At 60.8% G+C, this 12,050-nt stretch carries 10 protein-coding genes; 7 read left to right on the forward strand and 3 right to left on the reverse strand.

Annotated features, from left to right (window positions below; genetic code table 11):
• The first annotated feature begins 101 nt into the window (after positions 1-101).
• The 3 genes from ACILSO_RS31600 to ACILSO_RS31610 all read left to right on the forward strand — a co-directional run bounded on the left by ACILSO_RS31600 (position 102) and on the right by ACILSO_RS31610 (position 5,307).
• On the forward strand, positions 102-1,289 hold the full coding sequence (locus ACILSO_RS31600; protein WP_395741495.1) for a sulfatase-like hydrolase/transferase: 1,188 nt from the start codon (positions 102-104) through the stop codon (positions 1,287-1,289).
• Positions 1,290-1,313: 24 nt separating this feature from the next.
• Entirely contained in the window at positions 1,314-2,696 is a 1,383-nt protein-coding gene (locus ACILSO_RS31605) for a neutral/alkaline non-lysosomal ceramidase N-terminal domain-containing protein (protein ID WP_395741496.1), read from the forward strand.
• 64 nt (positions 2,697-2,760) lie between these two features.
• Positions 2,761-5,307: an ankyrin repeat domain-containing protein gene (locus tag ACILSO_RS31610; RefSeq protein WP_395741497.1), complete on the forward strand. Its 2,547-nt coding sequence runs from the start codon at positions 2,761-2,763 to the stop codon at positions 5,305-5,307.
• A 13-nt stretch (positions 5,308-5,320) separates the two neighbouring features.
• Here ACILSO_RS31610 and ACILSO_RS31615 read toward each other — a convergent pair whose 3' ends face one another.
• Positions 5,321-6,184, reverse strand: coding sequence for a hypothetical protein (locus ACILSO_RS31615; protein ID WP_395741498.1), 864 nt, complete (start codon positions 6,182-6,184; stop codon positions 5,321-5,323).
• Positions 6,185-6,199: 15 nt separating this feature from the next.
• The gene (locus ACILSO_RS31620) at positions 6,200-7,183 is read right to left on the reverse strand and encodes a DUF3500 domain-containing protein (protein WP_395741499.1); all 984 of its coding nucleotides are present in this window, start codon (positions 7,181-7,183) and stop codon (positions 6,200-6,202) included.
• Positions 7,184-7,397: 214 nt separating this feature from the next.
• Between ACILSO_RS31620 and ACILSO_RS31625 the strand changes: the two genes are divergently transcribed.
• The 4 genes from ACILSO_RS31625 to ACILSO_RS31655 all read left to right on the forward strand — a co-directional run bounded on the left by ACILSO_RS31625 (position 7,398) and on the right by ACILSO_RS31655 (position 11,454).
• Entirely contained in the window at positions 7,398-8,654 is a 1,257-nt protein-coding gene (locus ACILSO_RS31625; protein ID WP_395741500.1) for an NAD(P)/FAD-dependent oxidoreductase, read from the forward strand.
• 178 nt (positions 8,655-8,832) lie between these two features.
• A complete protein-coding gene (locus ACILSO_RS31630) occupies positions 8,833-9,351 on the forward strand; it encodes a hypothetical protein (protein ID WP_395741501.1) in 519 nt (172 codons plus the stop codon).
• A 40-nt stretch (positions 9,352-9,391) separates the two neighbouring features.
• Positions 9,392-10,063, forward strand: a complete 672-nt coding sequence (locus tag ACILSO_RS31635) for a response regulator (protein ID WP_395741502.1) — start codon at positions 9,392-9,394, stop codon at positions 10,061-10,063.
• Complete coding sequence (locus ACILSO_RS31655; protein WP_407073049.1) at positions 10,060-11,454, forward strand: sensor histidine kinase; 1,395 nt, start codon at positions 10,060-10,062, stop codon at positions 11,452-11,454. Before ACILSO_RS31635 ends, ACILSO_RS31655 begins: the two co-directional genes overlap by 4 nt.
• On the opposite strand, the gene ACILSO_RS31645 is transcribed toward ACILSO_RS31655, so the two are convergent.
• On the reverse strand, positions 11,429-11,830 hold the full coding sequence (locus tag ACILSO_RS31645) for a hypothetical protein (protein WP_395741503.1): 402 nt from the start codon (positions 11,828-11,830) through the stop codon (positions 11,429-11,431). The genes ACILSO_RS31655 and ACILSO_RS31645 overlap by 26 nt on opposite strands.
• Positions 11,831-12,050: the final 220 nt, after the last annotated feature.

The raw sequence follows: 12,050 nt of genomic DNA on the forward strand, positions 1-12,050 counted from the left end.
GGGTGCGGTTCACGAATGTGTTATCGACGAATCCGGCGTGTGCTCCGAGCCGCAGCGCCTTCAGGCTGGGGATGTAGCAGACGACGACGGGCACGCAGCACATGCGCTCGCATCGCGAGGATGATTTCAAACTGCCGGCAGGGGTGAGGCCGATGACGCAGCGGCTGCAGGATGCGGGCTACACGACGGCGAATCTCAAAACTGTGGGCGGGAAGGCGGTGGGGACGGGAAAGCTGGACCTGAACTTTGTGAATGAGGGGTCGATTTATCAGACGGATGACTGGAGCGCGCTGAAGGCAAAGCAGCCGTTTTTTGCGCAGATCAATTCGCATGAGGTCGAGTACGACATCTATGACCGGCAGAGCAAGAACAAGGAGCGGGTGGAATGGGTGGGCGAGCGCGAGCATGTGAAGCATGCGACGCCGGAGAACGTGACGCCGCCACCGTACTACCCGGATGTGCCGCTGGTGCGGGAGGAATGGGCGCGGTATTTGAACTCTGTTTCCGGCATGGATGTGCGCATCGGCTGGGTGCTGGAGCAACTGCGCAAGGACGGGCTGGAGGATGACACCCTCATTGTCTTCTTTGCTGACAACGGGCGGCTGGAGCCGCGTGGCATTCACTGGTGCTATGACAGCGGATTGCGGGTGCCTTTGATCATCAAGTGGCCGAAAAACTTTCCGGCGCCGCAGGGTTGCGAAGCGGGGAGTGTGAATGAGCAGATCGTGAGCCTCATAGATGTGACGGCGACGACGCTGGATTTCGCGGGGATCGCGAAGCCGCCGCTGATGCAGGGGCGGGTGATCCTGGGGCCGCATGCGGAGGCACCACGTACTTATGCGTTTTCGGCGCGGGACCGCATCGATGAAACCGTGCAGCGCATCCGGTCGGTGCATGATGAGAGGTTTCACTACATCCGCACTTTCACGAAGGGAGCGACGTTTGCTTCGCTGAACCGCTATAAGGAGAAGTGTTTTCCGATTCTGCCGCTGATGCGTGAGATGCAGGCGAAGGGCGAGCTGAAGGGGCCGCCGCTGGAGCTGATGCAGCGCAGCGGGCCGTGTGAGGAGCTCTATGACACCCGGTCCGACCCGCATGAGATTCACGATCTGAGTGCATCGAAGGAGGCCGGGCATCGGGAAGCGTTGATGCGGCTGCGAGCGGCACTGGAGACGTGGATGGTGGAGACCGGCGATCTAGGCGGGGTTCCCGAAGCGCCGGAAGTCATCGCGCCATTCGCAAAGGAGATGGATGCGTGGTTTGGTACGCCGGATTGGGCTAAGAAGTGAGGCCGGGGACGCGTATTTTCACTCATGATCCCACGTCTTATTGCCTGCTGTTTCCTGGTTGTTTCTCACATTCATGCGGGGGATTTCCGCGTGGGAGCGGCGCAGGTGGACATCACGCCGAAGGATGGGACGCCGCTGGGAGGGTACTACAAGTTTCGGGGGTCTGAGGGGGTGCTGGATCCGCTGCATGCGAAGACGCTGGTGTTTGAAAAAGACGGCGTGCATGCGGCCATTGTGGTGCTGGATCTCTCGGGCACCGTGCGGCCGCTGGTGGCTGAGATGCGCAAGGCCATCCAGGAGCAGTGCGGCATCGAAGGAGATCATGTCATGATTTCCGGCACGCACACACATTCAGGGCCGCAGCAGCCGCGTGGCTCGCTGATGGATGACATCACGAAGGTGAACTCGCCTGCCGGAGTGTCCTACATCAGCGCTCTGCCGGGCCTCGTGGCGCAGTCGGTGAAGGAGGCGAAGGCGAAGCTCACGCCTGCGAAGGCCTCGGTGGCGGTGGGAAAAGCGGAGGGCATCAGCTTCAACCGTCGTGTGCTGCGGGACGGGGTGAAGGAGGCGATCTGGCAACCGAAGAAGCTGAACCCTGCCACGGACAAGCCGGCGGGGCCGATTGATCCCGATGTGGGCGTGGTGGCCTTCCACGGTGCAGGTGCGGATGCCGCGCCGCTGGCTTCGTTTCTGAACTTTGCCATGCATCCCACCTCCGTGGGCGGGGGAACGAAGATCTCGGCGGACTACCCTGGCGTATTCACGCGGCTCATCACCGAGCGCCACGGCCTGGGCATGATCTCCGTGTTTGCCAACGGCTGCTGTGGCAACATCAATCACCACGACTACATCACTGGCAAACACCGCAGCACGCTTGAACTGGGCACCGCGCTGGCGGATGCCGCTGATGCTGCATGGGCAAAACTGGAGCCCACCACCGCCTACGCACCCCGCGTGCGCTCCGAGCAGGTGACGCTGCAGCGCCGCAGCTACACGCCCGAGCAGATTGCCAAGGCGAAAGACATGGCGGCAAACATGTTCACGAAGAACTTTGGTACTGTGCCGATGGCGGAGACGGTGTGCATTTTGGAGACGGAGGAGAAGAAGGAGAAAAACATCCCGCTGCTGGCGGAGGTGCAGGTGATCGCACTGAGTGATGAGGTCGCGATTGTGGCGCTGCCGGGAGAGATTTTTGTGGAGCTGGGGCTGGCGCTGAAGAAGGCCTCGCCTTTCAAGACCACGCTGATCGCGGAGCTGGCGAATGGAAGCATTGGCTACATCCCGAACCGCGATGCGTATCCGCAGGGGAACTATGAGGTGGTAAGTGCGCGCAATGAAGTGGGCAGCGGCGAGAAGCTGGTGGAGGTGGCGCTGCGGCTGCTGGGTGAGGTGAAAAAGGGAGAGTGATGGCGATCTTGAAGAGGCAGTTTGTGCTTCACGCCGAGAGTTGTTTTTGCTCTATTATTCGGGCATGAGCTTTTCGCGATTATTCCAAGCAGTTCTGATGCTCGGATTGTGCAGCCTGGAAGCAAGGGGAGAAGGCAAACAGCAATGGCTCCAAGGTGAGCTGTACCAGGCATGCTATGAGGGCAATCTGGAGAAGGCAAAAAAGCTGCTCGCTGAGGGAGCCAGTGCAAAACCGATGCCAGAGTACGTTCGAGAGGCACCCTTGCACACAGCCATTTCAAGAGGGCATCAGGGGCTGGTGAAGCTGCTGGTGGAAAAGGGCGCGCCATTGAATGACCCGGATGATCTGGCGCTGGCAGTGGCTGCGAGTGGTCTGCTGTGGCCCTACTCGGAGTCAGCGACCCAGGGGATGATCGACCTGCTGCTGTCTTTGGGAGCGGATGTGCATGCCAATGACGAAGAGGCTACTGCGGCGGCGGCTGGAACCGGACTCACGATTCTTCGGCAACTTGAAAAAGCCGGGGGAAAGCCCACGCGCAGCGCTTTGGTCATCGCAGTCAGAAGTTGTCGGCTTGATGTTGTCGAGCATTTGGTCAAGGCAGGTGTGGATCCTACGGCGGTTGACAAGGATGGTCGCACCCTGCTGCACGAAGCTGCGGATTGGACGGCGACTGATTCGCATGATGCACCGGGGAAGCAAACGGCACTGTGGAACCGACTGCTGGAGCTGGGAATCTCCGTGAATGCCCGTGACCGAAAGGGCCGCAGCCCGGTGTTTGAGTCCCGCACATTGAAAATGATGGGCTGGCTTGTCGAAAAAAAGGCTGACATCAATTTGCGGGATCACGAAGGGATGACTGTTTTGCTGCAAGCAGCGGGTGACGAATCAGACTGGATCGAAATGATGAAACTGCTGCTGAAGGCGGGAGCGGACCTGAAAGTCAAAGACCGCGAAGGGCGATCCGTCCTAGAATTGGCCATTTCTGCCGAAGCATGGGCAGAAGCCTCCCTCCTTCTCGCGGGAGGTGTCAGAACTGACGATCCTGCCGGCATGCTCACGGTGATGGCACGCGCCACCCTTGATCATAACACTCCTCACTGGCATCTGGCGGGCCTCACAGCACAGCTCCTGCCTCTGATCCAAGAACCTAACAAGCTCCGTGTGGACGGTCTGCCGTTGTGTTCATGGCCGGTGATGATCAATAATCATGCCATAGCGCAGCAGCTTTTCAAAGCGGGGGTGGATATCAATGCGACTGATGTCGAAGGAAACACTCCTTTGATGCTGTCAGTGCTGACGGGCAATACCGCGATGAAGGAACGGCTGATCGCGGCGGGCGCCGACCTGCGACGTCGAAACACTCAGGGCCTCACGGCTGACCAACTCATTCCTTATGCTTCGAAAAGAAACAGCAGTCTCGACGCAGGCCTAAGCGATGGCTCTCCTGCGCCCGAATTATCTTTGCAGAAGGACGACATCTTTAATGCTGTTGCCGCAAATCGGATGGAAGATGTGAGGCGTTTGACCTCGCAAAGCTCTGCTGTCTTGAGCCAGATGCGGGGTGGCATGCAGCCTCTGCACTTGGCTGTGGCGCTTGGCCAACTGTCCATGGTGGAGTGGCTGAAAAATAACGGCGGCAAACTCACCGCCAAGACCGCTTTTCAGCAGTCCTGCCTGGAAGTGGCTGTCATGGCGGATCAGTCTGACATGGCGCGCTGGTTGATGAAGCAGACCGATGTTTTTGACCTCAAGGATCTCCTGCAGGAGTGCCGCCGGTTATGGATGGAAGATGCCCTTGGAGGCAAACCCAGATCTTTCATTCTTGCCCTGACCCTGGCGCTTGATGCGGGGTGGAAGCCTGTCGATCAGGCAGATGGAGCTGAGGCTTTAGGAGTCGCGGTGTGCTGCGATGATCTGGTCATTGTGCGCCGTTTGGTTAGCGTTGGCGCAAAGCTGAATCCAGCAGGCGAGAGTTCGGGAGATCCCTTTGCCGGCACCATGAGGGCTGCGCGGAATCTTCTGCAGTGCGCCGTTAAAAATCAAAATGCGGAAATGTTAAAATTTTTACTGGAGAAGATTTCCAGTGAGCGCGCAGGCTGGCAGGCCAACATCAATGCGGCACTGCATCTTGCCGCAAGTTCCGGCGATTTGCCGATAGTGAAGCTACTGGTGGAAGCGGCGGGAGCGGATGTGAATGCTGGAACGTCTGAATATCACGGGATGAATGATGTCATGGTCAGAAGGCATGATGACCCCAAACTTTTGTTCAAGCCGGTCTGCCTTGCTGCGGAACATGCTCACCACGAGGTCGTCAAATACCTGCTGCAAAAGGGGGCGAGGCCCGCAGGTCGTGATGCAGCAGCGAGGCCGGCTCTAGCGAGTGCAGTGGCCACTGGCAGCATGGAGATGGTCAGGCTCATGCTCACGCATGGCGCAGCGCTGGAGGCCAGGGATGGAGAGGGCGGCACAGCGTTGCACGAATCGGCACGGCGCGGCCTCGTGGAAATCACCGCAATGTTGCTCAAAAAAGGGGCAAGTCTTGATGCCAGAGATTCGATGGACCGTACGCCGTCGCAAGTAGCAGAGAGCGAGGGGCAACCTTCACCATGACCTCTGGAGCAGGTTATTGCGGGAGTTTCTCAAATGCGGTGATGATGCTTGCCTTGCCAGGGTAGCTGCCATCCATCGAAGCATGCCATGCGATGCACAGCCATCCACCGGTCGTCTTCATGGATAGAGAGGTGTTCCAATTGCTGAGGCCCGGCAGGAGCTTGTGTTCCAGTTTGCTGGTCAGCGGATCGATGCTCGTCAGCACAGTCTCCCATTTGCGCGTGGGATCTTTACGTCCGGCTTCGCCCTGCGCCCGCCGCACCCAAGCGACCCACCAGCGGCGCGCAGCCCAGACTGGATTGGATGCACTGGGGAAATCGTAGATCGTTGCGGGTTCGCCGATCAGAACCGTTTTTCCGGGTGTGAAATTTTTCACGTCAGCCATTGAAAACATCAATTGGATCGGCGCGGGCATTTCCTCGCGTGGGCCGTCCAAAGCCTGGCTGTTGGCTGCCCATGTGAAACCGACCCAGTCCCCGGCCATGGTCGCGCTTCTGACGAGAGGAAATTTCACCGGATCCAGAGGCAGAGGGACATCTGTCATTTTCCCGTTGTGGGTGCGCTGCAGTACAAAAGACATTGTACTCGAGCCCGAAGTCGCACGAGCATCCACACCAGCATGCTCAAGGTTCTGCGGGCTCTCTGCACGCTGAGTGAGGATCAGATGTCGTCGCTGCTCGATCTTGCCATCGGCTGTGAAGACCATACGCCATTGATCGTGATCGTATGCGTCACGCCGGGCACTGAAGTAGATCGCAAATTTGCCATCCTCGACGACCACATCTGGATGGATGTCTCCTTCGGGGTCTGAATGAGCCTGCGTGATGAGCGGAACACACAGCACGCAGGCCAGAACGAAAGCGGTTCTGGCGATCATGGCGCAGGATGTAAATCAGGCTTTTTGAGGCTCCCGGATATGCGCCCAGCAGTGGACGTGGGGGTCGCCGCGGAAGAACCAGACCATGTGGGGGCCTTCGATCTGCCAGACGTCCCACACGCCGTCTTTGCCGACGTCCTGGTTTTTGTAGAAGGCCATGTGCAGGTTGTCGAAGCCGCCGGCTTCGATGTACTTCATGGACTCTTCGCGCTCGGACTGGCGGAAGGGTTTGAGGAGGTCGGCGATGACTTTTTTGACGAGGTCTTTCTGGTCGGCGCTGAGATCGCTGACGGAGATGCCTTCGAGGCCCTGGGTTTTGCCGGTGAGCTTGACGGTGTCGCTGCCGTCTTCGTCACGGGATTCGCCGAGGAGGGCGAGTTCGCGCTGCTTGCCGTCGAGGGCCTGGAAGACTTCGTTGGCGCGTTTGGCCTGGTACCAGTAGGCGTTGCCGGGGTGGTCGGGCTTTTCATTGAAGCCCTGGGCGGCGTGGCCGTAGAAAATAGGGCCGCCGAAGGCTGCGCCCTTTTCGCTGTCGCCATCGCAGCGGCGGGTGCAGTGGCGACCGGTGAGGACGAACTCGAACTGATTGGTGCCGGGCTGACCGAAGATGGCAATGGAGGCGCTGCCAAACCCGCCGTCTCCCTTGTTGTCCTGGTCAAACTGGCGCCAGACTTCGGATTTGTATTCGTCGCTGTGGAGCTTGTCGAAGATCTGGCGCACGAGGTCCTGCTGGTCGGGCTTGAGGACGTCGCGGATTTTTTGCGGGGTGATGTGCCAGTTGTTGTCCACCTTGAGGCGGCGGGGATCGCTCCAGGCGAAGCAGAGGGTTTTGCGCTGGGCTTCGTCCATGCTGCCGTAGAGCTGCTGGACGAGAGTTTCAGAGGTGGCGGGAGAGCTGGCACCAAAGGCGGAGCCGAGGATGCCTGCGGTGGCGGCCTGGGCGCTGCGGGAGAGGAAATCGCGGCGGTTCAGGCCGACGGGGGAAAGGAGCGTGTTCATGGCTGGTTTGTACCAAACTCGGCCGGGGGTGGAAAGCCTTTGTTTAAGCTGGGCAGAAGTCTATTGCCAAACGGCATCAAAATGATGCCAAAGGAGTATGCACCGCATGAAAGGGGGAGGCGTAGTACTGGACAGAAAACCTCTGAAAACCAGCCGTTCGGGCTGGCGTTTGGAGGTGACTTTTTGCCAACTCAACCAAGATTTCCTGCACCTCATGAACACCGAATACGAAGTCCTCATCATCGGCGGCGGCCCGGCCGGCACCAGCACTGCGGCCATCCTGGCAGAGTATGGCCACAAGGTTCTCGTGATCGAACGAGAGAAGTTTCCGCGCTACCATGTGGGCGAGTCGCTGATCCCCTTCACCTTTGGCCCGCTGCAGCGGCTGGGGCTGATCCCGACGATGAAGAAGTCCCACTTCATGAAGAAGTTCAGCGTGAGCTTTGTGCAGCCGGACGGGCGGCGCTCCCAGCCCTTCTATTTCTACAACCGCTATGACCGCGACACCGTGGCGCAGACCTGGCAGGTGATGCGGTCGGAGTTTGACCACATGCTGATGGAGCACGCGCGCGGCCGTGGCGCCGAGGTCCGCGAGGAGACGACGGTGACGAAGCTGCTGAAGGACGACAGTGGCAGGGTGATCGGAGTCGAGGTGAAAAACAAGGACGGCAGCACGCAACACCTGCTGGCCAAACTGGTGATCGACGCCTCCGGGAAGGAAGCTTTTGCCTCGGTGCGCGAAGGCTGGCGCGTGGGCGATCCCTACCTGAACAAGGTGGCGGTGTGGACGTACTACAAAGGATCGAAGCGTGAAGAGGGGATCGACGAAGGCGCAACGACGATCGCCTTTGTGCCGGACAAGGGCTGGTTCTGGCACATTCCCATGCACAATGACATGGTGAGCGTGGGCGTGGTGGCCGAGGGCAAATACCTGAGCCGCGACGGCGTGCGCGATCCGAAGGCGATGTTTGAGCGTGAGATCGGCGAGAACCAGTGGATCAAGGAACACCTCTCCGCCGGGAGCAGCACGGGGGAATACTGGATCACGAGCGAGTATTCGCGCCATTCCAAGTATGGTGCAGCGCCGGGCCTGCTGCTGGTGGGAGATGCGTTTGCCTTCCTGGACCCCGTCTTCAGCAGCGGCGTGATGCTGGCGCTGAAGAGCGGCGTGCTGGCGGGAGATGCGGTGCATGCGGCGCTGGAGGCACGAGACCTCTCGCCACAACGGTTCAGCGAGTACTCCGAGCTGATGCGCCAGGGCATCGACAACATGCGCAAGCTTGTCTATGCCTTCTACGATCCGAACTTCTCATTCAAGGACGTGGTGATGAAGTACCCGGATGCCGGCGATGAGATCACCGACTGCCTGTCTGGCGATGTGAACAAGGACTACTCCTCCCTGTGGAAGAAGATCCGCGAGTTTGCGCCGATCCCTGACGGACTGCCGTACGGGGTGCCGATGGCTGCATGACGAAGGCGGGAAGATGAAGTGATTTTAATTATCGCGGCGTGCGGTGGCGGGGAACCTTCGCCGCATCGCCATGAAATCGCTGCCGCTTCACCTCTGCCTCCTTTTTTGCGCATTTTCGAGTCTTCATTCACGCACGTGGACGGAGGCACAGACGGGGAGGACCTTGGAAGGTGATTTCGTGAGTTTGCAGGGCAGTACGGTGATGGTGCGCGCTGCGAACGGAGGTACGGTGCAGCTGCCGCTGGCGCGGCTGAGCGAGGCAGATCAGACGTTTGTCAAAGAGCAGGGGACAGGCGCGACCGCGAAACCCGCTGCGGGCAAGGCCGGGGAGAAAGAAGCGGGCAAGGATGAGGTGAGGCAAAGGCTCATCGGCACGTGGGATGGGTACATGGCAGACAGCGATGGATCGCGGCACGGGGACATCCGGCTGGTGATCACTGAGGACAAAATCACTGCCTCCAATCCGCAGGGGAACCGCGAGATGGGTGCGGGCACTTACAAGATCTCGGGGAAGAAGATCGACGCGACCGGCACGGAGGGGCAGTTTGCGGGGAAAAAGTATGAGGGCATTTTTGATCTCGACAGCAACACGCTGAAATGGTGCTCGGCGAACGACAACCCGAACTCCAGCCGGCCCACCAAGCTGCAGACGAACCCGCAGGCCGGGCAGTTTTTGATGGTGCTGGAGAAGAAGTAACCAGTTTCGCGAACGGCACAGCCGCGTTTCTTGTCTCCCCATGCGCCTGCTCGTCATTGAAGATGAAACCAAGGTGGCCCGCTTTATAGAGCGCGGGCTGCGCGAGGAGGGATTTGTGGTGGAAACGGCGGGGGATGGAGATGCGGGGCTGGCAAAGGCGCGGGAGGGGGCCTTTGATCTCATCATCCTGGATGTGATGCTGCCGCTGAAGGATGGTTTCTCCGTGCTGAGGGAGCTGCGGACGAGCGGCCTGCCGGTGCGGGTGCTGATGCTGACGGCGAGGGATGGCGTGGGTGACCGGGTGCAGGGGCTGGATCTGGGAGCGGATGATTATCTGGTGAAGCCGTTTGCGTTTGCAGAACTGCTGGCGCGGGTGCGTGCGCTGCTGCGGAGGGGGGTGGCGGAAGAGCCGGCGCTGCTGCATGCGGCGGATGTGCAGGTGGACGTGCGTGCACGACGGGTGACGCGTGGCGGGCAGATTGTGCCGCTCTCGGCCAAGGAATTTGGCGTGCTTGCGCATCTGCTGAGGCGGACGGGGCAGGTGGTGACGAGGGCGGAACTGGCGGAGCAGGTGTGGGCGGATCTGCCGAACACGCCGAGCAATGTGATCGAGGTGACGGTTTACCACCTGCGTGAGAAACTGGACCGTGGATTCAACCCGGCGCTGATCCAAACGGTGCGCGGCGCGGGATACCTGCTGCAAACGCCATGACCTCGCTGCGCTCACGACTTTTAATCAGCTTCACAGCGCTGCTGGCGGCGGCGCTGCTGATGTTTGGCGTGATCGGTTGGCTGGTGGCGCGGGAAGCGATGGCGAATGACGTGGATGATTTTCTGCGGGCGAAGGCGACGCTGCTGGGGCGGCTGGTGACCGCAAACCGGCTGCGCATCGAGCCGTGGATGGAGCAGGAGATGCAGGTGCAGGAGCGGCATTTCATGCTGCAGGTGTTTGACGCGGAAGGCGGCTTTGCCGGCAAGTCGAGCAATCTGGCGGCGGCGATCCCGCTGAGTGATGAAGCGCGGCGTTCGGAGCATCCGGCGGGGAATGCGGTGATCGAGACTCTGTACATGGACGGGCGTGCCTATCGTGCGGCCACACATCCGCGGCGGGAGGTGTGGGGAGATCCGGTGACGCTGTATGCGCAGGCGCTGATGCCGCTGGATGCGGTGCACGCGCGGGAGCGGCGGCTGCTGGCGTGGCTGGTAGGATGTGGCATGGGCATGCTAGCGGCGGGAGCACTGGCGGCGTGGCACCTGAGCCGGCAGTGGCTGCGCTCGGTTTCCAACCTGGAGGAGGCGGCGCGCGGGCTGAGCCGCGCGGAGCTGGGGCTGCGGCGCTTGTTTGTGCCGGCGGATGATGCAGAGCTGGCTGCGCTGGCGGGTTCGTTCAATCAGCTGCTGGACCGGCTGGAGGGGGCGCATGCAGCGCAGCAGCGGTTCACGGCGGACGCGTCGCACGAACTGCGCACGCCGCTGACGGTGCTGCGCGGGGAGATCGAGGTGGCGCTGCGCAAGCCGCGCAGCGCGGAGGAGTACCGCGAGGTCTTGGTGAGCAACAAAGAGGAGATCGAGCGGCTCTCAAGGCTCACCGAAAACATGCTGGCGCTGGCGCATGTGGATGTGGGGGAGGCGCTGGCGCAGCGGGAGCTGGTGAATGTGAGCGAGCTGTGCGCGGGGGTGACTGCGAAGCTGCAGGCGCTGGCGGCGGAGCGGCGCATCGCGCTGGCGCATGACGATGGCAACGAGGGGCCGCTGAGTGTGAAAGGCGACCGGATGGCGCTGGAGCGGGTGATGGTGAACCTGATCGAAAACGCGCTGCGCTACACGCCGGGGGGCGAGAGTGTGACGGTGCGTGTGTCCAAGCTGCCGCCGTGGATTGAGGTCGAGGTGATCGACACCGGTGGAGGGATCGCGGCGGAGCATCTGCCGCATTTGTTTGAGAGGTTTTATCGTGTGGACAAGGCGCGCTCACGGGCGCATGGCGGCAGCGGGCTGGGCTTGTCGATCGTGAAGGCGCTGGTGGAGGCACACGGGGGAAGCGTGAGCGTGCGAAGCGAGGTGGGGAAGGGGAGCGTGTTTATGGTGAGGCTGCCGGCGGTGTGAGCCTTTGGAGGCGCCGCACGGTGAGAAGGAATGCGACGATCAACACGATGCCGATGGCGTTTTCTCTGAGAGAGGGAGGGAATACCAGGATGTAGCCGGCGTCTTTCACGAGGGCGGCGAAGCTGGAAACGCAGAAGGGCATGAGGAAGAGGCGGAAGAGAACCCAGGGATCGGTCTGGGTGACGAGGGTGCCGGAGGACGGGCGTGTGCTGAGGATGAGGGCGGCGCCGATGATGGCGCTGAGGCCAAGGGAGGTGAGCCAGATGCGCGGGGAGGGATCGAAATGATGGACGATGCTCAGCGCCCACCAGATGAAGTAGCACCAGAGGATGGTGCGGCCGGTGGAGAGATTTTGGAGGTAGCGGACGAGGGGCATGGCTGCATGGGGTATGCAGATTGTGGGCCATGCGCATGGTGCGCGGAGGTGATGTGAGGAAAGTGCGCTGAAGGGACGCTCGGCGGCGGGCTGGGGACACAGGCTGTGTGAAAACTATTTCACCGGTTTGACCGGGGGCGTTCATGCGCAACAAGATGGGCATGAGCCACCTTCGAGGAACTGATCGCAGCGAACTGCAGATGCTGCCGCCATGCCTGGA

Origin of the sequence: Prosthecobacter sp. (genome assembly GCF_044226605.1) — a bacterium.
Lineage (GTDB): Bacteria > Verrucomicrobiota > Verrucomicrobiia > Verrucomicrobiales > Verrucomicrobiaceae > Prosthecobacter.